18 protein-coding genes and 1 tRNA gene are annotated in these 22,983 nt (G+C 41.9%); 6 read left to right on the top strand and 13 right to left on the bottom strand.

Features of this window, described 5'->3' with window-relative positions; genetic code table 11:
• Positions 1-53 precede the first annotated feature (53 nt).
• From AAFH98_RS07455 to AAFH98_RS07435, 5 genes are all read left to right on the top strand, one after another.
• Positions 54-2,696, top strand: a complete 2,643-nt coding sequence (locus tag AAFH98_RS07455) for a PAS domain S-box protein (protein ID WP_342522071.1) — start codon at positions 54-56, stop codon at positions 2,694-2,696.
• 162 nt (positions 2,697-2,858) lie between these two features.
• A complete protein-coding gene (locus AAFH98_RS07450) occupies positions 2,859-3,239 on the top strand; it encodes a response regulator (RefSeq protein ID WP_342522070.1) in 381 nt (126 codons plus the stop codon).
• A gap of 36 nt (positions 3,240-3,275) precedes the next feature.
• Positions 3,276-5,303 (top strand): M1 family metallopeptidase, encoded by a 2,028-nt coding sequence (locus AAFH98_RS07445; RefSeq protein WP_342522069.1) that lies wholly within the window; start codon positions 3,276-3,278, stop codon positions 5,301-5,303.
• A gap of 173 nt (positions 5,304-5,476) precedes the next feature.
• Positions 5,477-7,177 carry a sensor histidine kinase gene (locus AAFH98_RS07440; protein WP_342522068.1) on the top strand — a complete coding sequence of 567 codons (1,701 nt, stop codon included), beginning with the start codon at positions 5,477-5,479 and terminating at the stop codon, positions 7,175-7,177.
• Positions 7,167-7,871: a response regulator transcription factor gene (locus AAFH98_RS07435; RefSeq protein ID WP_342522067.1), complete on the top strand. Its 705-nt coding sequence runs from the start codon at positions 7,167-7,169 to the stop codon at positions 7,869-7,871. The genes AAFH98_RS07440 and AAFH98_RS07435 overlap by 11 nt, the downstream gene beginning before the upstream one ends.
• Here the strand turns inward: AAFH98_RS07435 and AAFH98_RS07430 are convergent.
• The 3 genes from AAFH98_RS07430 to fsa all read right to left on the bottom strand — a co-directional run bounded on the left by AAFH98_RS07430 (position 7,868) and on the right by fsa (position 10,645).
• Positions 7,868-8,437 carry an NADPH-dependent FMN reductase gene (locus AAFH98_RS07430; RefSeq protein WP_342522066.1) on the bottom strand — a complete coding sequence of 190 codons (570 nt, stop codon included), beginning with the start codon at positions 8,435-8,437 and terminating at the stop codon, positions 7,868-7,870. The genes AAFH98_RS07435 and AAFH98_RS07430 overlap by 4 nt on opposite strands.
• Before the next feature lie 84 nt (positions 8,438-8,521).
• Complete coding sequence (locus tag AAFH98_RS07425; protein ID WP_342522065.1) at positions 8,522-9,904, bottom strand: replication-associated recombination protein A; 1,383 nt, start codon at positions 9,902-9,904, stop codon at positions 8,522-8,524.
• 84 nt (positions 9,905-9,988) lie between these two features.
• Entirely contained in the window at positions 9,989-10,645 is a 657-nt protein-coding gene (gene fsa, locus AAFH98_RS07420; RefSeq protein ID WP_342522064.1) for a fructose-6-phosphate aldolase, read from the bottom strand.
• A gap of 270 nt (positions 10,646-10,915) precedes the next feature.
• On the opposite strand from fsa, the gene AAFH98_RS07415 reads away from it, so the two are divergent.
• Positions 10,916-11,245, top strand: a complete 330-nt coding sequence (locus AAFH98_RS07415; protein WP_342522063.1) for a YtxH domain-containing protein — start codon at positions 10,916-10,918, stop codon at positions 11,243-11,245.
• Between the two features lie 112 nt (positions 11,246-11,357).
• On the opposite strand, the gene rpoC is transcribed toward AAFH98_RS07415, so the two are convergent.
• The 10 genes from rpoC to AAFH98_RS07365 form a co-directional block, all read right to left on the bottom strand.
• On the bottom strand, positions 11,358-15,692 hold the full coding sequence (gene rpoC / locus AAFH98_RS07410; protein WP_342522062.1) for a DNA-directed RNA polymerase subunit beta': 4,335 nt from the start codon (positions 15,690-15,692) through the stop codon (positions 11,358-11,360).
• A gap of 52 nt (positions 15,693-15,744) precedes the next feature.
• A complete protein-coding gene (gene rpoB, locus AAFH98_RS07405) occupies positions 15,745-19,560 on the bottom strand; it encodes a DNA-directed RNA polymerase subunit beta (RefSeq protein WP_342522061.1) in 3,816 nt (1,271 codons plus the stop codon).
• A gap of 179 nt (positions 19,561-19,739) precedes the next feature.
• Positions 19,740-20,111 carry a 50S ribosomal protein L7/L12 gene (rplL, locus tag AAFH98_RS07400; RefSeq protein WP_322574752.1) on the bottom strand — a complete coding sequence of 124 codons (372 nt, stop codon included), beginning with the start codon at positions 20,109-20,111 and terminating at the stop codon, positions 19,740-19,742.
• Positions 20,112-20,164: 53 nt separating this feature from the next.
• Entirely contained in the window at positions 20,165-20,689 is a 525-nt protein-coding gene (gene rplJ / locus AAFH98_RS07395) for a 50S ribosomal protein L10 (protein ID WP_342522060.1), read from the bottom strand.
• A gap of 21 nt (positions 20,690-20,710) precedes the next feature.
• Positions 20,711-21,409, bottom strand: coding sequence for a 50S ribosomal protein L1 (gene rplA, locus AAFH98_RS07390; RefSeq protein WP_342522059.1), 699 nt, complete (start codon positions 21,407-21,409; stop codon positions 20,711-20,713).
• A gap of 18 nt (positions 21,410-21,427) precedes the next feature.
• Entirely contained in the window at positions 21,428-21,859 is a 432-nt protein-coding gene (rplK, locus tag AAFH98_RS07385) for a 50S ribosomal protein L11 (protein ID WP_342522058.1), read from the bottom strand.
• Positions 21,860-21,933: 74 nt separating this feature from the next.
• Complete coding sequence (gene nusG / locus AAFH98_RS07380) at positions 21,934-22,497, bottom strand: transcription termination/antitermination protein NusG (protein WP_342522057.1); 564 nt, start codon at positions 22,495-22,497, stop codon at positions 21,934-21,936.
• Positions 22,494-22,676 (bottom strand): preprotein translocase subunit SecE, encoded by a 183-nt coding sequence (gene secE / locus AAFH98_RS07375; protein ID WP_342522056.1) that lies wholly within the window; start codon positions 22,674-22,676, stop codon positions 22,494-22,496. Before secE ends, nusG begins: the two co-directional genes overlap by 4 nt.
• Positions 22,677-22,702: 26 nt before the next feature.
• Positions 22,703-22,775 (bottom strand) — tRNA-Trp (locus tag AAFH98_RS07370).
• A 74-nt stretch (positions 22,776-22,849) separates the two neighbouring features.
• A partial coding sequence (locus AAFH98_RS07365; protein WP_473730264.1) for an EF-Tu C-terminal domain-related protein occupies positions 22,850-22,983 on the bottom strand: 134 nt, incomplete at its 5' end.

Raw genomic sequence — 22,983 nt, 5'->3', positions numbered from 1 at the left:
CCCTGTCACCGCATTTTGATAGAAATCTGTACTGTAATTTATCTACCGATCGTATGCTTTCCACATCTAACACAAATCGGCTAAAAACACTAAAAGAGTTTGGTATTATTAGCAAAGAGATCCGAGAAGAGCTCAGCGGTTTAACCGATTTAGCTTCGGAAATTTGTGATGCTCCTATTTCACTGATTAATATCCTGGATGATGAAATGCAGTACACAAAGGCACAACGCGGGATTGATTTTCCTGATCGACCGAGAGAAGAAACATTCTGTCAATACACGATAAACGAAAATGGCCTGCTGGTTATTCCGGACACAACCAAAGACCGACGTGTAAAAGACTATCCTTTTGTTAATGAAGATCCAAAAATAAGATTTTATGCAGGTGCTCCGTTAAACGTTGATGATAACATTTCGCTGGGTGCTTTATGTATATTGGATACGAAACCCCGAAATCTCACTGACGTTCAAAAACGAAGTTTAATACAGCTGGCCGATGAGGTGGTCGCACGACTTACATTAATTAAAAACAAGCAACAGCTTAAAAAACAAAATGCCAACCTTAAAAAGGCAGCAAAATTCCTCGACAACTCTTCTGACATCAGACTTATTGTCGACGCCCATTCCAAAGAAGTTATCAAACTGAATAACGAAGCAAATAAATATTTTAAAATGGATGGTGGAATCGGAAAAAAACTAACTCTCGAAGAGTTACTTGAAGGATACAACTCAAAAGAGAAGATGATAAACTTCATCGATTCTAACATTGAGCAGCAAGGAATTTTTCTGGCCAAGAAAACGCATCCCACCGGAAACACAACCTCTCTGGAGTTTAGTCTTTCGCTCCATGGTGACAAATGGTATATCACTGCTCGTGACATCAGCGCTCGTGAGAAGACTCGTAAACAACTGGAAGAAACTCAGATCAAAAAAGATGCTATTTTAAACTCTTCGGCTGATGCCATCATTACCGTAAATAAGGATGAGGAAATCATTGAATTTAATCCTGCTGCGGAAAAAATATTTCAATTTTCAAAAGAAGAAATTCAGGGTAAAAAACTGTCGGAAACTATCGTCCCGAAACGACATGAAGAAGCACACGAACGAGGGATGCAGTATTACATCAAAACTGGCGAAGGTCCCATTATGGGACGACTTGTGGAGTTACCGGCGCTTCGCAAAGATGGTACAGAATTCCCCATCGAGATACAGGTAAACCATATCGGCGATACAGATCCGCCACAATTTATGGCAGTAATCCGGGATATTACAGAGCGACGAAAAAATCAGGAAAAACTTCGTCAGGCTATTACTAATCTTAATATTGGTCAAGATTTGGCCAATGTGGGGAGCTTTCGCTGGGATCGGGACAAAGATTATCTCCAATGGTCAGAAAAAGTATTTGATATCTATGGGATAGATGATGTTTCCATAAAACCAACCACCGACCTATTATTAAGCCGAACCCATCCGGACGACTTAGAATGGGTACAACAGCGATACAGCGATATTGTAAAAGGGGCTGAATTTAAAGAATTTGAACACCGGCTACTTTTAGATGGTGGCCAAATCCGGTGGGTACGCCTCACAGGCAAAACAACGTTCGGTGATGATGGAAATCCCAAAGAAATTTATGGAGCAGTTCAGAATATTACCGACCAAAAAGAAAATGAGAAAAGGCTACAGCAAGCCAAAGCACTGAGTGACAAAATTATTGATAGTCTTCCAAACGCATTTTTCATGTTTGATAAGGATGGAAATGCAATACGATGGAATGACGAGCTCCAGAAAAGGACCGGGTATAATGGGCAGGAAATTTCGTATATGAATCCACTCGATTTTGTAAAAAAAGAACATCACTTCCGTGTTAAAAAAGGAATTGCTGAAATATTTGCGAACGGTCATGCTACTACAGAAGCTGATGTACTTGACCGGCACGGCAACACTGCTCCTTATCTCTTTAGCGCTTCGTCATTTAAAACCGGCGGCAAGGAATTTATTATTGGTACCGGACAAAATATTGCCCCTCTCAAAAAGTATGAACATCGGTTAGAAAATTCCCTTGAAGAGAAGAAGGTGTTACTTTCTGAAATCCATCACCGTGTCAAAAATAACCTGGCAATTATCTCGGGCTTGCTCCAGTTAGAGACTTTTGACACAGATAATCCATCCACCCAGAAAACCTTGTCAAATACCCAGCTCCGCATACAATCGATGGCAACGGTACATGAAATGTTGTACGAGGCCCAAGATTTTAACGATCTGCCTTTTGAGCAATTTATTTCGAATATCATCGAATCGGTAGAGACTATCTTTGGCCAGCCCCATTCGAATATATCATTTGATCTTTCTATCGAACAAATCAACTTGAATATCAACCAGGCTATCCCTTGCGGATTGATTATTAACGAGGTTGTTACCAATGCCTATAATCACGCTTTCCCTGACGAAGAGGGAGAAATCAGTGTAGAACTTACTAAAACTGGTGATGAGGTAACCATAAAGATTGAAGACAACGGACGGGGACTGCCCGAGAATTTTTCAATTTCAGAAAGTGACTCGCTTGGCTTTTCTTTAATAAAACAACTTACGCAACAATTAGACGCTGATCTCGACCTGCATTCGGAGACCGGAACGACCTTTACGATCACCTTTAGCAGAAACCGAGTTCGTGGGTCTGGTAGTGCAATGCCTTAATATCAAGATGACTTTGAAAGCATATACTCAGAATTGCCGGATATCTCTTTTAAACAATATCTTATTACAAAGGCAACACCTTATTAAAATAGAGAATTGTCTTATCACACTATTTTACTATTTTAGGTGTAATACTATGAATAATGATATCCTAAAAATTATATGAGTAAAGATAAGAAGAAGGTCATCATTGTTGAAGACGATCTCATTCTCAATTTACTGTACGAAAGTTATTTAGAACGACTTGGCTTCCAAACAGAGGGTGAACTTGTTTACGGTAAAACCGCAATTGAAACAGCAAAAAAAATAGATCCCGATTTAATTATCATGGACATTTCTCTGGAAGGAGAAATTGATGGTATTGAAGCCATGAATAAGATTAGAGAGTTTTCGGATGTTCCGGTTATCTATATTACGGGTAATTCAGACCCCTACCATGTAGAACGATCCAAGGATACCAACCCCTTGGATTATCTTACCAAACCTATTGAGTTTGAAGATTTGAAGGTTTCAGTTGAGAAACACTTTTCAACCGATTCTTAAAGCGCTTACACCAGTATTTTAACTCCCTTGATTCCCATGATTTTGAAACCACTATCTTTTGAAAACACTATTTGCATATTCATTATAAGTGCGCTGCTACTTGCAGGATGTACGGGTTCCCAACAAATCAGCCAAGAAAAACAACCCGAAGGTGAGGAAGCTACGCCATCGGAAACCACAACTACCCAAAACCGGTTGGCCGTCAATCCTATTACAAACGAAATTCCTGACGCTTTCTTCAATGCTGTTGAAATGAACACCCGAACAATGTCTGGCACGCCGGGCGAAGACTACTGGACACAGTGGGCCAATTATGACATTGATGTAGAATTGCTCCCCGCTGATACCCTTGTTAAAGGAAACGCTACTATTACTTACTATAATAATTCGCCTGATACCCTTAGCGGTTTGTATATGGAATTAGCCCAAAATCTGCATGCCAAAGGTGCCAAACGAAACAGCCAGCAGGAGGTTACAGGTGGCATTAACCTGCATAATGTGGGCTTGAATGGCAATAAGCTGAACCAGCTGCAATCACAGCGAGATCCTTCTGGGTACGGCGTCAATGGAACGCTACTATATATCCGTCCTGAAAATAACTTGGCACCGGGCGATTCTGCCCAAATACAAGTTACCTGGGATTTCAAAATCCCTCAGCAAGGGGCCGATGGACGCATGGGGTACAGCGAAGACAATCTTTTTTACATTGCCTATTGGTACCCACAAATGCGTGTTTATGATGATGTTATTGGATGGATGACAGATCAGTTTACTGGTAATGCAGAATTTTACCATGATTTTGCTGACTACAACGTAGATATTACCGTCCCGAATCAATGGATGGTGGGATCAACCGGACAATTGACAAATGGCGATGACGTTCTTGCTAAAGATATATACGAGCGTCTCAATAAGGCACACAGTAGCGATTCTGTCATGCATGTAGTGACCGAAGATGATTTTGGATCAGTAACGAAGTCATCCGAAAATGGTACGCTCACATGGAACTTCAAAGCCCAAAAAGTTCGCGACTTTGCTTTTAGTGTTACCAAAGAATCTAAATGGGATGCAACCCGGGCCGGTATAGGCGATCGTAATGGCGATGGCGTAGAAGATTTTACGAATATCAATGCAATCTATCGAGGTTCAGCACCTCTGTGGACGGATGGCGCTAAGTTTACGCAACACGCCATCACGTATCTTTCGGAACAAACAGGCCTGACATATCCCTGGCCGCACATGACCTCCGTTGAGGGCGGCGGCATCATCGGTGGTGGCATGGAGTTTCCCATGATGACTATCATTGGAGATTACAACGGGCAGTCATCACAAGCCCTTTATGCGGTAATAGCCCATGAACTTGCCCATATGTGGGTGCCTATGATCGTAAGCACCAATGAACGCCGCTATGCCTGGATGGATGAAGGAACAACTACCTTTAATGAAAATCAGGCAAAAAAAGCGTACTATCCCGGCGGACCTGATTTTGACGTCAATGATATAAACAGCTATCTACAAATCACAAATACGGATATTGAAGGTCCCATTATGCGATGGTCAGATTACCATTATAACGGATTTGCCTATGGCGTAGCCTCTTATCCCAAACCAGCATCAATGCTCGTAAGTTTACGTGCAATCTTGGGCCAAAAAACATTTAATGAAGCACTCCACAAATTTATTGACCGATGGAAATACAAACACCCATATCCCTGGGATATGTTTAACACCTTTGAAGATGTTGCAGGTCGTGATCTGGACTGGTTCTGGAGAGCTTGGTACTATGAAACCTGGACGCTTGATCATGCTATAACAAATGTTCGCTTCGAAGATGGGGAAAGCCATATTTTAATTGAAGACTACGGTCAGGCTGCTATGCCAGTAATGCTGGAAATTACTAAAAGTGATGGATCTACTGTAACTGAAACCATTTCCGTTGAAAAATGGCTAAATGGTGCAACACAAGTTGAGCTAACAATTCCCGGAGAAGTAACAAAGGTAAAAATCGATCCCAGTAACAGTTTCCCCGATACAAATAGGCAAAATAACAACTGGATAAAGTAGCTCAAATATTTAGCACTTTAGTTGGAAAGGGCGCTTAACAGTACCCTTTTTCTATTTTAAATACATTTAGTTTTAGGTTGTATTAAATCACGTAAAAAAATAGCTGTTTCGAATTTAAGGAGATGATAATTTTCTTACCTTTAGATAATATCTAAACAGATAGCCATGTTACAATGAGTATGAAACAATATGGATCACTACAGTGGATTTTAATTGCCGGCGTAATTGCAATTTTGGCCCTTACCGGCATGAATGTGTATTCGCTTTACTCACTACACGAACATACCCTGGAATCCTCAAGAGAAAATAAAAAGCTTCAGATTGCTGAGTTTTCTGATAAAATCCGATATCGGTTTTTTAAAGACTTTTTTGGATTAGGATCAACCGATATCAATCGCCTGGAGAATCAATTTAAGGATAATGGACAGTTCACAAGAGAGGTTACTAACCTACTTAATAATGCTGTCAAGGATTCCATTTATCAATCCATTTATTTCATCCCTTCCTCCTCAGAGGCATGCCAGCAACAAGGTTCTGTTTTAGAGTATACCACAGAAAAGGAGTTCCGACCTACTTCCAATTTTTCTTCGATCGTTTGTGATGGGATGGGCATTGCCCGTACTCAGATCAAAAGCTTAATTGATGAGTACAAATATAATAATAAGGTCATTTTCGATTCGCATCGCAGTATAACCATTGTACTCATTAATCCATCCGAACATCACATTTTTGGATATTTGGTAATGCCTTTTAACCAGGATTTTTTAAGAAATTCCTATCTCCCATCTGTTTTTGCAGAAAAGTTCGGGGATGATGATCATGCCGACATGAATGTTTGGCTCCGCGATTGGACTAATGAAGAAATTATTACTGGCAGCAATCCCGAGGCAGACTATAACCGGGAACAGATCCAGTTTGACCAAAACTTCCCTGACTTTTTCGACTACTGGAAAATTGAAGTAGCTTTTACAGATGCATCAACAATTGCAGCCAGCAACACTTCCCTGATTCGAAACCTCATTGTATTGGGTGCAGCCATGCTCTTATTACTTGGAGCACTTGTCTTCATGTTTCGGTATGCCCGCAAGGAACGTGCATTGGCAGAGCGTCAGTCAGAGTTTTTGGCTAACGTGACCCATGAACTTAAGACTCCGCTTTCCGTAATGCAGGCTGCCGGGGAAAACCTTTCTGATGGACGCGTTCAGGATCAAGAAAGACTTAAAAGCTATGGCAATCATATTTACAGCGAAGCTGTTCGCCTCCGCAAAATGATTGATAAACTATTGGATGTCGCCAAAGCTAATGCCGGCGAATCGCTAATAAACCCCAAGCCAACAAACATTGGCGAAGTAGTACAGTCATACATCGAGAAGCATCAAAAGTTTTTCACGACCCAAGACTTTGACCTCGATATCCATATTGATGATTCCTTACCCCAGGCAAATATTGATCGCAATAGTTTAGAAACCATCCTCAGTAACCTGGTTGATAACGCTATAAAATATAGTAATGACCATAAGTATTTAGGGATTAAAGTGCTTAATCAAGCCAAGAATATTGAGATGCATATTGAGGATCACGGTATTGGCATTGAAAAGAAAAATCTGTCGAATATATTTGATAAATTTTTTCGAATTGAAGACTCCCTCACCGCTAAGACAAAAGGACACGGGTTGGGATTATCAATCGTAAAAAATTTAGTACAGCTCAATGGCGGTACGATAAAAGTAGAAAGTAAACCGGGACAAGGATCAACTTTTATCATCACATTTCCTATTTTGAATACCTCCGAAAGCAAAGATTCTGTTAAGTCAGAACAAAACGCCACCGAATCTTTATCAGAAAATAAAGCATTAAAACAATATGTCAGCTGATCCCAAAAAAATAGTTATTGTTGAAGATGAACCGAGTTTAGTTTTCACTCTTCAAGATACATTGGCAAGTGAAGGGTATGATGTTTTTGTAGCAAAGGATGGCGACAAGGCGGTGGACATTGTCCAAGAGGAAGATCCGGATTTGATGATTTTAGATCTCATGCTGCCAGGAATGAGTGGGTTTGATGTATGTCGCGAAGTACGTGACCAGAATTACACCTTTCCCATTATCATGCTAACAGCGCGGGATCAGGAAATAGATAAAGTTACGGGCTTAAACATTGGAGCTGATGATTATATCACAAAACCTTTTGGAGTAAAAGAACTTCTGGCCCGCATTAAAGCCCGCTTACGCCGTTCCGATACCTACTCCAAGATGAAACCCGTCAAAGAAATCAATCTCGACCCAATCCATGTTGATTTGTCTAACGCTGTAGCTGAACATCCCGAAGAAGGAGATTTAGAACTTACCACACGCGAAGTAGAGCTTATACGCTATCTGGTTTCTCACTCCAATGAACCGGTTTCTCGTGACGATCTCTTGGAAAATGTATGGCGCTATGAGTTTAGCACTAATACACGAACCGTGGATGTACATATCTCAAAGTTACGCTCCAAAATTGAGGTCAAACCCGACGATCCCAAGTACTTGGTTACCTTACATGGAGTCGGATATATGCTTAAGATGAATTAACTTCCAGAAACCAACGACTCATTTTTTTGCAAATTTCTGATAAACGGCGGAAATCCCTCTATTTGTGATATCAGGAGCTGTTGCTGGAATTCATTTTTGATGCCTTTTTCATCATCGAAGTTTTCATTGATGCGAGATATAAATACTCGCTCAGGATAGATGTGTGCATTTCTATATCCAAAAACCTGCTGCAACTGTTCTACCGCCCTCATCGCTCCAAAAGCACCATTTGCTTCTCCAATAAGTGCAATGGGCTTTTTGTCAAGACTGTTTGGAAAAGGCAAATAGTCGATAAACATTTTCAAAATTCCCGGATAGCCCCCGTTGTATTCGGGACATACTATTACCAAACCATCAGCAGTTACGGCAGCATCAACAAACGTATCAACAGCTGGCAACTCTTCACCATATCTCCCTCCGGCCACCTCTGATAAGGGAAAATCCTGCAGATCAATAATGTCAGTATCGATACCTTCCTTCTGATATAATCCTTTCACATACGTTGAAACACGCATGGCATTAGAATTTGGACGATCCGTACCGCTGATAATTTTAAGGTCAACCATAAATAAACGTTTAAGTTCTACTATATCCTACATGTAATTTTTCAACAACCGATACTTAAATTTAGCCTAACGGGAAAACTAACTCTATCGTTTCCCTTTGTTCGCTTTTTCGTATGCTTCTTTAATCTTTTCAATACGATCCCACAGCTTACTTTCCCGGCCAATGGCACCGGCTTCGTACCAGCTTTTCTCTTTTACACTTTCAGGCAGATAATCTTGTGGAACCCAATGATGATCATATGAATGCGGATAATGGTAATCATCAGAAGCATTTTCAACGCCCAAATAGCGCGACTGTTTAGAATTGGCTGTTTTATCTCTTAAATGCGGGGGTACTTCACCAATACCATTGCTTTGAATTTCGCTGCGTACAGAAAATACAGCCCCTGTACTATTGCTCTTGGGCGCCAGGGCTACATAAATACACGCATGAGCCAGAAAATACAACCCTTCGGGCATTCCGCATTTGGTAAATGCTTCGTGCGCAGAATTTACAAGCGTAAGCGCATGGGGATCGGCCATCCCTACATCCTCAGAAGCCTGAATAAGCATCCTCCTAAAAATAAAATTGGGATCTTCGCCGCCTTCTAACATAGCGACCATCCAATACAGAGCTGCATCGACATCCGAGCCACGCAACGACTTTATAAAAGCTGATGCATAATGATAATGCTCGTCTCCACTGCCATCATAACGCACCCCGCGACGTTGAATACATTCCTTTGCAACTTCTAAATTAATGCGAATTACACCATCCTCATCAGCCTCACTGGATAGAACCGCTATTTCTAAGGCATTAATGGCATTACGGATATCGCCCCCTGCAAAATCGGCTAAATGCTGCTTCGCCTCATCTGTTACCTCAATTTCTTTCTTTCCAAGACCTCGCACTTCATCCTCCAACGACCGGTCAATCATTTTCAAAACATGATCGGTGGTAAGATCATACAACTCAAACAATTGGCATCGTGATAACAACGGACTTACCAACGAATAAAAGGGATTTTCTGTGGTCGCCCCAATTAATGTAATCACCCCTGATTCCAAATGTGGTAATAACGCATCTTGCTGGGCCTTGTTCCAACGGTGAATTTCATCAACAAAAAGAATGGTCTTACGATCATTCATCTGCTGGACCTTTTCAGCCTTGGCCACCACCTTTCGCAAATCCTTTATGCCATCGAGCACAGCATTAAGCTCAATATATTGGGCATTTATTTCCCGGGATATGACATGTGCCAACGTTGTTTTACCGGAACTTGGCGGACCGTAAAAAATAAGTGATCCAATAACACCCGACTCGATCATCCGTCGCAGCATTTTTCCTTCTCCGACAATATGATTCTGCCCAACAAACTCATCAAGAGACCGTGGCCGCATACGGGTAGCAAGCGGTTCATGAGGATTTACAAAGTCGGACTTGGGGTTACTTTGACCCGATTCTGATTCTTCATTAAAAAGATCCATCTCAAGCTCTTATCAAGTTAAATAAAAATGCCCGGCACATGATATACCGGGCACTTAAAAACGAATATATAAATCGATTTATTACTAATTAAGCTCGTCTTGGAGTGCATTCCAGTCATCAAGAAAACGCTCTAAGCCACTATCTGTTTTAGGATGGTGCAGAAGCTGGTCGATCACGTTAAGTGGCATCGTAGCTACATCAGCTCCCAGTCGGGCAGATTCAAGTACATGCATTGGATGACGAATACTTGCTGCAAGCACTTCTGTTTCAAATCCATAATTTTCGTAGATGGTTACCACATCTGCGATAAGCTGCATACCATCACTCGAAATATCATCTAACCGCCCGATAAATGGCGAAATGTAGGTAGCCCCCGCTTTAGCGGCTATCAAAGCTTGCGTTGCTGAAAAACAGAGCGTACAGTTGGTGCGAATACCTTCGTCGGATAACGTTTTGATGGCTTTAATTCCATCCTTAATAAGGGGAACTTTTACTACAACATTATCGGCAATATCAGCCAAGTGTCGTGCTTCGGAAATAATTTCATCATATTCCGTGGACACAACTTCAGCCGAAACATCACCATCAACAAGATTACAAATTTTTGCAATATGGCCTTCAAAATCAGCAACACCAATTTTTGCACACAAACTTGGGTTCGTTGTAACACCATCTAATATCCCTAAATCGTTGGCTTCTTTAATTTCATCAAGATCAGCGGTATCAATAAAAAATTTCATAGTTGATTGGTCCTTTGGTAGTTATTTTTTGGTAAACTTAAGATAAAAAAAATTGCTTCTTTTTCTTAATATGGATACTAACTATTGTACGTTATTACAAGAATTACTATGCTTGAATCCAACCCCAAAGTAGTTTATGAAATGTTGCTAAAATTTTTAAATAACTATAGATAATTGCATATTAAACCTTCAGATAAAACGTTAGCAATATATAATATCATAATCATTTAAAGCTATTTGAAAATAGGCTACAGGAGGCAGCAATTAATTATGAGTAAATCAAAAGACTTTACACTCGGTTTATTATCCGGAGCCGTGATTGGATCGGCAATAGCATTACTTTATGCTCCAGACAAAGGAAGCAATACAAGGGATATTCTCAGCTATCGCTTAAGCTCTTACTTAGATGAACTTACCCATCTGATAGATCGTCTTTCTGAAGAGAAAGAAGCCATATCAGAAGCGAAACGTCAAGGTAACTTGGTAGTAGAAGATGCACGCGATCGTGCACAAGATCTAATACGAGAAGCTGAAGATCTCTTGGAGACTATTGACGACTCAAAAGAAACGAACCAAAATAGTACAAAAGAGAAGTCGTAATTTCTAAAACGATTTTAAAATAAATAGGTTCTCTTTATTTATTGGTTTTAATAAAAAGAGCCCGACTTAAACAGTCGGGCTCTTTTCTTTTATATCTGTAAGTGAAGGTCAATTAAGACTCATCCTCTTCAGCAGCTGGTTTTGCAGCCTCTTCTTCTCCATTGCCTTCAGATCCGGCAAGCTCATCAAAGACTTTTGCAACATCTTGCTCATCTTCATCAAGCTCTTCTTTCTTACCGACAATAAGATCATCATACTTACGGAGACCCGTACCAGCAGGTACTTTGTGTCCGACAATAACATTTTCTTTGAGACCTTGAAGTGTATCTTTCTTTGCCTCAATAGATGCTTGTGTCAGTACTTTTGTAGTCTCCTGGAATGAAGCAGCAGATAACCAGCTCTCAGTTGAGAGGGCTGCACGTGTAATACCTAACAATATCGGCTTAGAAATTGCCGGTTCGGCTTCACGTGTCTCAATTTCATCCAGACCTTCCCTAATAAGTTCATTATTTGTATCTCGTACCTCGCGGCGCGTTAGCAGAGTACCCTGCTTAAGTTCGCTTCCGCCGGGATCGGTAACAACATATTTTCCAATAAGATCATCATTCTTATTGTTCAGCTCAAAGCGGTCAACTTTATCTCCTTCGAGATACATAGTATCTCCCGGATCAGTAACTTCCACTTTCTGCATCATTGTACGAACGATGGTCTCAATGTGCTTGTCATTGATCTTCACACCCTGCAGTCGATAAACCTCCTGAATCTCATTCACAAGGTAAGACTGTACAGCATATGGACCGAGAATATTCAGAATCTCTTCGGCCGGGATTGTACCATCAGATAGCTGCTGACCGGCTTCAACATAATCATTCTCCTGCACCAGAATGTGCTTGGAAAGAGAAATGAGATATGTTTTTTCCGTCTTGCCGTCCTTACTTTCAACAATAACTTCCTGTTTACCACGCTTACGACCACCCATCTTGACAATACCGTCAATTTCGGATACCGCAGCAGGATCACTCGGTGAACGAGCTTCAAAAAGCTCAGTTACACGCGGCAGACCCGCCGTAATATCTTTTGACTGTCCGGTAGAACGTGGAATCTTAGCAAGAACCTGGCCAGCTGAAACATCTTCACCATCATCAATAACGATGTGAGTATCAACCGGAAGCGTTTTCTCACGAACTCGATCATCATCGCCTTTCACCAACAACGTTGGAATTAATGAGCGATCTTTTGAATCAATCACTACTTTCTCACGGTGACCGGTTTGAGCATCCGTCTCCTCGGTAAAGGTAATATCTTCAAGAATATCCTTGTACTCAACAACACCGTCAATCTCAGCATAAATATTGGCGTTATAAGGATCCCAGGTACAAAGTGGTACTCCTTTTGGCACTTCATCACCCTCTTCAACCAAGAGCTCTGAACCATAAGGCACATTGTACGATATAAGCTCCTTACCTTCTTCATCAAGAATCTTGATTTCTCCTGCTCGACTGAGAACAACATCGTGAATTTCCTCACCATCATCGTATTCAACAGAACGAACGTTTTCAAACTCGACCTTTCCTTCAAACTTGGTCTTGTGCATTGATTCTGACTCAACGCGCGAAGCCGTACCACCAACGTGGAATGTTCGAAGTGTCAACTGCGTACCGGGCTCACCAATGGATTGTGCTGCAATAACTCCCACAGCTTCACCAACCTGAACCATCGTATTACGTGACAGATCTCGTCCATAACACTTCGAGCAAACTCCTCGCTCTGTCTCACAAGTAAGTACTGAACGTATCTCAACTTCTTCAATTGATGTTTCAGCAATACTTTGTGCTACATCTTCATCAATCATCTGATTAGCTTCGCAAAGAAGCTCGTCAGTAATAGGATCATAAATATCGTGCAGTGATACCCGACCCAAGATACGATCTTCCAGACTCTCGATAACATCCTCGTTATCTTTGAGAGCCTTCATCTTAATTCCACGGAGCGTACCACAATCCTGTTCATTAATAATGATATCCTGTGATACATCAACCAGTCGTCGTGTTAGGTAACCGGCATCAGCTGTTTTAAGAGCCGTATCAGCCAGACCCTTACGAGCACCGTGCGTAGAGATAAAGTACTCAAGAACCGTTAGTCCCTCTTTAAAAGACGAGAGAATAGGGTTCTCAATAACTTCGTTCCCTTCTTGTTGTGAACTTTTCTGTGGCTTCGCCATCAGTCCACGCATACCACCAAGCTGACGGATCTGCTCTTTAGAACCACGAGCTCCAGAATCAGCCATCATAAACACCGGGTTAAACCCTTCTCGATCTGAAGTCAGTGCTTCGAAAAGAGATTCAGAAACACGGTTTGTAGTACTGGTCCACTTATCAATAACCTGATTATAACGCTCGTTATCCGTAATGAAACCCATCTCGTAACGCTGATCAATCTCAGCTACTTCGTCCTGGGCTTTTTCGAGCAGTTTATCTTTCTCTTCAGGAATAACGATATCTTCCAAGCTAAACGAGATACCTCCCGTTGTAGCTTCTTCGAAACCAAGACGTTTCATATCGTCAAGAAATTCTGCAGTACGGGCGGTACCCACTTTGTAGTGGATATCTCCAATGAGTACCCGCAACTCTTTCTTGCCGAGTGTCTTGTTTACAAATTCCATAGCATCCGGCAGAATCTTGTTGAACAGAACTCGGCCGGTTGTTGTCTTCACAATCTCCTGTACTTTTTCACCATCTTCATTCTCTTTGGTGATACGGAGATTAATCTTCGCATGCAGATCAATACGATCGCGATCGTAAGCAATCAATACCTCATCGAGGTTAGCAAACGTTTTACCTTCTCCTCGCTGATCACCTCTCATTTTGGTCAAGTAATAAATACCCAAGACCATATCCTGCGAAGGTACCGCAATTGGTCCACCGTTTGCCGGACTCAACAGGTTATGCGAACCAAGCATCAATACGGATGCTTCAAGAACTGCATCGTGACTCAATGGCAAGTGAACCGCCATCTGGTCACCGTCAAAGTCAGCGTTGTAAGCGGTACATGCCAGTGGGTGCAATCGAATTGCTTTTTCCTCAATAAGAACCGGCTGAAATGCCTGAATCCCCAATCGGTGAAGCGTCGGTGCACGGTTAAGCAGTACAGGGTGTCCGTCAATCACATTTTCAAGGACTTCCCAAACAACCGCATCACGGCGATCTACTACTTTTTTCGCAGACTTAACCGTCTTGACATATCCACGCTCAATCAAGCGGCGAATAATAAACGGCTTATACAATTCAACGGCCATCTCTTTAGGCAGACCACACTGATGCATTTTCAGTTCAGGCCCAACCACAATCACCGAACGCCCAGAATAATCAACACGCTTACCGAGCAAGTTCTGACGGAATCGACCACTTTTACCTTTCAGCATATCACTGAGAGATTTTAATGGTCGGTTATTATTTCGTACCGCATTTGATTTTCGCGAATTATCATACAGCGAATCAACCGCCTCCTGCAGCATGCGCTTCTCGTTACGCAGGATAACATCAGGCGCCTTAATATCAATCAGACGCTTAAGTCGGTTATTTCGAATGATCACACGACGATAAAGGTCGTTAAGGTCAGAAGTCGCAAAACGACCACCTTCAAGGGGTACGAGTGGACGTAATTCCGGAGGTATAACAGGAATTACACTCTGTACCATCCACTCGGGACGGTTTTCAGTATGTTGGTTCGCTGCACGGAATGATTCAATAACCTGCAGGCGCTTCAACTTTTTCTTCTTACGCATCTGCGAAGTCTCGTTACGAGCCTCATAACGCAGACGATAAGCTAACTCATCAAGATCCTGAGTAGCCAGAAGCTCTTCGATAGCTTCGGCACCTTCTTTTGCCCGAAACTTATCTTCATCATCGTCATCCATCTCCCACTGATCTTCGGGAAGTTGTTCCTGGATGTCGTAATATTCTTCTTCAGAAATCAGGTCACCCTTCTTGTAACCAAGGTCACGGGCTACCCCGGGATTCATTATAACATACGTCTCGTAATAGACAATCTTCTCGAGATTCTTTGAAGAATATCCCAAGAGGTATGCAAGCTTGTTTGGCAGCGACTTGAAGTACCAAATGTGAACAACCGGAACGGTAAGGGAAATATGCCCCATACGTTCGCGACGAACCGCTTTTCGGGTTACCTCAACACCACAGCGATCACAAATAATCCCTTTATAACGGATTCGTTTGTATTTGCCACAATGGCATTCATAGTCTTTTACCGGACCGAAGATCTTTTCACAGAAAAGACCATCCATTTCCGGTTTAAATGTACGATAGTTGATTGTTTCGGGAGTCAAGACTTCGCCATGCGACCGCGAGAGAATAGTCTCTGGCGACGCAAGGGAAATACCAATTTTATCGAAGTCTTTCGAAACTGTTAATGTATTAGTAGTCGGCAAGGAAGTACCTCCGGATTGACTTTATTTAACAGTGCAAATTCTGTATTTCTAATTAGTCGATGTGAACTTCAAGGCCAAGCCCCATCATTTCGCGTAGTAGTACCTTAAATGATTCTGGTACATCGCCTTCAGGCAAGTTTTCACCTTTTACAATCGCCTCATAAACACGAGAACGGCCTTTCACATCATCACTTTTTACAGTAAGCATCTCTTTTAGGATACTTGAAGCACCATATGCATACAGTGCCCAAACCTCCATCTCACCAAGACGCTGACCACCAAACTGTGCTTTACCGCCCAGTGGCTGTTGTGTAATAAGAGAATATGGTCCAATAGAACGGGCATGCATCTTATCCTGAATCAGGTGATTCAACTTCAGGATATACATGTATCCAACCGTAGATTTTTGATCCATCGGTTCACCGGTACGACCATCGTATAAAGTTACGCGGCCATCTTCCGGTAATCCCGCTTCACGCATTTTCTCTTTAACCTGATCTTCGCTGGCACCGTCAAAAATGGGTGATGCAAACTTAACACCAAGTTTTTTGGCAGCCCATCCCAGAATGGTTTCATAAATCTGACCAAGGTTCATTCGAGAAGGTACTCCCAGCGGATTCAAACAAATATCAACCGGCGTACCATCTTTCATATACGGCATATCTTCAACGGGTACCACTTTCGCGATCACACCCTTGTTACCGTGTCGACCAGAAAGCTTATCACCTACTTGAAGTTTACGCTTTTTAGCAACATAAACTTTGGCTTTTTGGATAATTCCTGGTGGTAAATCATCGCCAACCTGAATCTGATATTTACGACGCTTGGCTTCAGTATCAATCTCACGACGCAGATCCCGATAATTCTTAAAGAGCAATCGCACGTGTTCTACTAATTCATCATCAGTAGCCCACTGGATATTTTCGTTAATGTTTACAGGATCAAGCTCTTCGAAATCTGATTTTCGATATTTTTCACCTTTTGGAATAAGCTCAATACCATTAAAATCATAAACGCCAGGTGACGTTTTATCTCTCAGCAAGGTATAAAGCTTATCTACCATCTTACTATTGAGCTCATCAATTTTTTCTTGATGACGCTCATTTTCAAGCTCTACCTGCTTTTTCTCCTCTTTACGAGAAATCTGCTCATCACGCTTACGGCTAAAGAGCTTGGTATCAATAACCGTTCCCTTAACTCCGGGAGGCACTTTCAGCGATGCATCTTTCACATCACCGGCCTTATCACCGAAAATAGCTCGCAGAAGTTTTTCTTCTGGGGTAGGATCGGTTTCCCCTTTAGGGGTAATTTTACCAACAAGGATATCGCCGTGACTTATTTGAGCACCCGTACGGATAATTCCTTGCTCATCAAGATCTTTAGTAGCATCTTCGCTTACATTCGGAATTTCACGCGTAAGTTCCTCTTCACCACGTTTCGTATCACGCACCTCTTGTTCAAATTCTTCAATATGAATTGAGGTGTACATATCTTCCTGAACAACACGCTCACTTACCACAATCGCATCCTCAAAGTTATAACCTCTCCAAGGTACGAATCCAATAAGAACGTTACGTCCCAGAGCAAGTTCACCCTGATCCGTTGCGCAACCATCGGCAAGTGTTTCTCCTTTCTTAACCTTGTCACCAACTTCAACAATTGGTGTCTGGTTAATGGTTGTATCCTGATTAGTACGCTGAAACTTCTCCAGCTTATACTTCTTAATTCCCTCATCAAAGTAACACTGCTGTTCCATATCGGTACGATCATATTTTACGTGAATTTCTTTAGCACTCACGTAAACAACCTCACCATCTTCGTCAGCAGTAATAATTGCACGGGAATCTTTTGCAGCACGGTGTTCGAGTCCAGTTCCAACTACAGGAGCTTCGGGACGAAGCAATGGCACCGCCTGACGCTGCATGTTAGCTCCCATAAGAGCTCTGTTCGCATCATTGTGCTCCACAAATGGAATTAACGATGCGGCCACCGATGCAATTTGGTTTGTGGAAACATCCATATAATGTATCTCTTCCGGATCAGCCAAACCAACTTCACCATCACGGAAACGAGAGAAAATATTGTTATTCTTGAATACTCCTTTTTCATCAATAGGAGCATTCGCCTGTGCAATAATCGTCTCATCCTCCTGCTCGGCAGAAAGGTATTCAATATCTTTTGTTGCCCTTCCATCCTCAATCTTACGATAAGGAGTTTCAAGAAATCCGAAATCATTCACTTTTGAATGCACACAAAGCGAGGTAATCAACCCAATATTTGGACCCTCTGGTGTTTCAATTGGGCACAGGCGTCCGTAGTGTGTATAGTGAACGTCACGAACTTCAAACCCTGCTCGCTCTCGCGTCAAACCACCCGGTCCTAACGCCGACATACGTCGCTTGTGCGTCAACGTTGCCATCGGGTTAGTCTGGTCCATAAACTGCGACAGCTGGTTCGTACCAAAGAATGTGTTAATAACCGATGAAATGGTACGAGCGTTAACCAAATCTTGAGGCGTCAACTGCTCAGCATCACGGGAGTTCATCCGCTCCTTAATAGTACGTGACATGCGAGCAAGTCCAATAGAAAACTGTTGCGAAATTTGCTCACCTATTGTACGTACACGACGGTTACTCAAGTGATCAATATCATCCACCTGAGCTTTCATATTCTTAAGGCGAATAATTTCTCTAATAATCGCCAAGATATCCTCAGGTGTTAGATATCGCGTATCCATATCCACGTCTATCTTCAGACGCTTATTCAGACGATAACGACCAACTTCGCCGAGATCATACTTCTTGTCACTAAAAAACAGACGTTCGAGCACTTGTCGAGCCGTTTCAGCATCCGGCATTTCACCTGTTCTAATCTGGCGATAAATTTCAGCCAGTGCAGATTCTTCATCATGAGAAGGATCTTTACGCATCGTGTTCATAAACACATCACGCTCAGATTCTTCAGGCTCAAGCGTTTGTACACGTACTTTTTCTAAGCCCGCTTCTTGCAGCATTCCGTAATCATCTTCCGTCAGCTCATGATCAACTTCTAAAAGCACTTCGCGATTAAGAGCCTCGGTAACTTCGCCGGTCTCATCATCAATAACTTCTTCCATCTTTTCTTCTACGACATCCGTAGCAAGGCGACGACCTACAAGCTCTTTCTTATACTGCTTTTTTGACTCAATTTCTAAAAGCTCCGTTCCGCCAAACAGGTTGAAGAGCTCCTCATCAGAAGAGTAACCTAAAGCACGCAATAAAGTAGTGAAAGGGACCTTCTTCTTACGATCTATATATGCCCAAAGCACATCCCGGATATCAGTAGAAAACTCAATCCAAGACCCCTTAAAAGGAATAACTTTTGCGTTGTAAAGCTGGGTGCCATTGGGGTGAACATTTTGTCCAAAAAAGGCACCTGGTGATCGGTGCAATTGACTTACAATGACCCGTTCAGAACCATTGACGATAAAGCTTCCCTTCTCCGTCATCCAAGGCAAATCGCCTAAAAACACTTCCTGCTCAATAGTTTCCGTAGTCTCGTCATCATCGTCAACTGCAGAAAGACGAAGCTTTGCCTTCAAAGGTACGGCGTACGAAAGCCCTCGTTCCTGGCATTCTTTGATATTATACTTTGGAGTATCCACGCTATAATGCATGAACTCCAAGATATGAGTTTCACGAGAATCCTGAATAGGGAAGTTGTTATTGAATATCTTTTGAAGACCTTGATTTTTTCTGTCTTCAGGAGCAATATCTAATTGGGTAAAGTTACTGAACGATTCAAGCTGGATATCCAAAAAATCAGGATAGTCAAGCACATGTTCGGTACTCCCAAATGATAAGCGGTCGGTGAAAGGTATTTTCTCCATTTTACTTTGTTTATTCAAAAGGAACCTCTCCTTTAAAATTAAAAGATGATGATGAGCTGAATTTGCCGCTTTACATACACTTTATACAAAGTGAATAATTAGCATGCAAATAGACGCCAATAGCCAATACCGTAAATACGATATTGGCTAATGACTAAAAGTATGTAATTGAGCGCTAATTACTTAAGCTCAACTTCAGCGCCTGCGTCTTCAAGCTTAGACTTAAGGTCTTCAGCTTCTTCTTTAGAGACGGCTTCTTTAATTGGGTTCGGTGCATTATCAACCAATTCCTTGGCTTCTTTAAGACCGAGACCAGTTATGCTGCGAACTTCTTTAATAACAGCAATCTTCTTGTCTCCGGCACCAGTAAGAACAACATCGAATTCAGTTTGTTCTTCTTCGCCGCCACCTTCTCCGCCACCGGCTGCTACTACAGCACCTCCGGTTGCAGGCTCAATGCCGTATTCTTCTTCAAGAAATTCAGCAAGTTCATTTGCTTCCTTTACAGTTAAGTTGACTAATTGTTCAGCTAAATCTTTAACGTCAGCCATTGTTATTTCTCCGATTGATCTTTATGAATTGAAAATTCGTGTGTTAGTAATTGTTATTCGTCGCCTTTTTCAGCGATTGTTTCAAGGGCTCCGGCAATGTTACGACCGGGAGCTTGTAAAGCACCTACAACATTAGAAACAGGACCAAGCAAGAGACCAACAATGTCTCCAATAACTTCGGTCTTAGACTTCATAGCAGCCAGTGTCTCAAGCTCATCCTCACCGTAATAATCTCCGTCGATGATGGCAGCCTTAAACTTTGGCTTTTCTGTTTCCTCAAATAGTTTTTTAATCACTTTTGCTGGTGCGGCAAGCTCTTCTTCTACAAAGGCAAAACCATTTTGTTCAACCAAGTGGGGATACAAATCTTCATATCCTCCAACTTCGTCCATGGCTCGCTTTACCAAGGTATTTTTATATACTTTATACTTGATATCGCCTTTAAAGAATTCGCCACGCATATTGTTGACTTCCTTTACCGACATGCCTGAATAATTGGTGATATAAACAGCACCAGAAGATTGCAGATCTTCGGTAATTTGTTCAACAGTTGCTTTCTTTTCTGCTAATGTTGGCATTATTTAGTTCCTATTTATTCTTTATGCAGAAATTATAGATGAACGACTCAATGGAATACTTGGGCCCATGGATGAGCTCATAAACGCGCTTCTGATATATAATCCTTTTGCAGAAGCGGGTCGGAGCCGCATTACCGTGCGCATAAATTCCAAAGCGTTTTCACGAATCTCGCTGGCATCAAAGCTAATTCGTCCGATTGATGCATGTAGAATACCATACTTGTCTACACGGAAATCAATCTTACCAGATTTAGCTTCATCAATTGCATCAGCAACATCGTTCGTAACGGTACCACTCTTGGGATTAGGCATCAATCCACGTGGACCCAAAATGCGTCCAAGTTTACCTATTTGCCCCATCACATCAGGAGTAGCTATAATTACATCAACGTCAGTCCATCCTTCTTCAATTTTTTCAATATACTCGTCGAGACCAACATGATCTGCTCCGGCCTCTTCGGCTTCTTCTTGTTTAGCTTCGTTAACCAAAGCTAATACACGTACTTCTTTACCTGTACCATGCGGTAAGGTAACAGAACCACGTACCATCTGATCGGCGTGCCGGGGATCAACTCCCAGACGTAAATCTAAATCGACAGATGCATCGAAGTTAACCGTAGAGGTTTTCTTCACAAGATCACATGCTTCCTCCAGAGTATATTCCAACTCGGGATCTATGAGCTTTGCGGCCTCTTGGTATTTTTTTCCTCGTTGTGCCATAAATTAATTTTATACCTTCTATTTATCTCTTAGCACTCGCAGCCCCATACTTCTGGCAGTACCTGCAATCATCTCTGCAGCATTCTCGATCTCAAATGCATTGAGATCTTTCATTTTCTGCTCTGCTATATCTTTGCACTGAGTCCAGGTTACTTGGCCAACCTTTGTTCGATTAGGTTCACCAGAACCGGATTTAATCCCAGCAGCTTGTTTTAGCAGTACTGCAGCAGGTGGAGTTTTAGTTATGAATGTAAAAGACTTATCCTGATACACCGTAATTTCAACCGGAATAATAGTACCGGCATCTTCCTGTGTAGCAGCATTAAAAGCCTTACAAAACTCCATAATATTAATTCCAGCCTGCCCTAAAGCAGGTCCTACAGGTGGTGCAGGATTCGCCTGCCCGCCTCGAATCTGGAGCTTAAGTACTTGATCTACTTTTTTTGCCATTTTAATTTACTGCTTGTACTTATGTTTGTTTGCCGCGTAATAGCTCACTTTGCATCAAGTGATTAATAATATGGTCAAGTTGCAGGTTCTACCTGGTTCACACCAACTTCAACCGGGGTCTTTCGACCGAAAATACTTACAAGAACGCGTAATTTCAGTTTATCTGTATTAACTTCTTGTACGGTTCCATCAAAATCTTTAAAAGGACCATCAATAACCTTAACAACATCTCCTTCATCATAGGGAATTTCAATCTTACCCCCTTCTTCCATCATATCCTCATTATCTTGTACTTGTCCGAGGATTCTATTCACTTCAGATTTTCGAAGTGGTTTGGGCTGATGTTCATTCTTACTCTTCAGAAACCCAATAGTTGAGGGAGCACCTTGAATAAGGTTATTTACCTCTTCATCATAAATAGTCTTAAGCATTATATATCCGGGTAAAAAATTCTTTTCCCGGGTACGCTTCTTTCCAGAACGTATCTCAATAACCGTTTCAGTAGGGATCAACACCTCACTGATTTTGTCTTCCAAACCCTGCATCTCAATCTCACGATCCAAATAACGCTTTACCTTTTTCTCGTGATTAGAGAATACACGGACTATATACCAATCATGTTGATCTTCTTGTGTCATTGATAAATGGCCTCTAATATTGTGCTATACACCTGATCAACTGCAAAAATAAATCCTGACAATAGAATCGTAAAAACTACAACTACAATAGTGTAATCAACTAATTCCTGCTGATCAGGCCAGGAGACTTTTCTCATCTCCTTTTGCACATCTTTTAAATACTCTTTTATACTATCCATGATTTAATAATCAATTTCTAAACTTGCACGGGTGGAAGGACTTGAACCCACAACCTTCGGTTTTGGAGACCGCTGCTCTGCCAATTGAGCTACACCCGTATATGCAGAGAGAACAGACCTCAAAAGAAGCCTATTCCCCTTGCAATTTTGTGCAGAAACCTGAACTCACTTCTTTACTCAATAATTTCAGTTACAACACCGGCGCCTACCGTGCGGCCGCCCTCGCGGATCGCAAAACGCAGGCCTTCTTCCATCGCTACCGGTTGAATCAGGCTTACTTCCATCGTCACATTGTCGCCCGGCATGA

It is taken from the genome of Fodinibius sp. Rm-B-1B1-1, assembly GCF_038594945.1.
GTDB classification, from domain to species: Bacteria; Bacteroidota; Rhodothermia; order Balneolales; family Balneolaceae; genus Fodinibius; species Fodinibius alkaliphilus.
The sequence above is the reverse complement of the archived record's forward strand: the minus strand, read 5'-3'. Positions and strand labels throughout refer to the sequence as shown.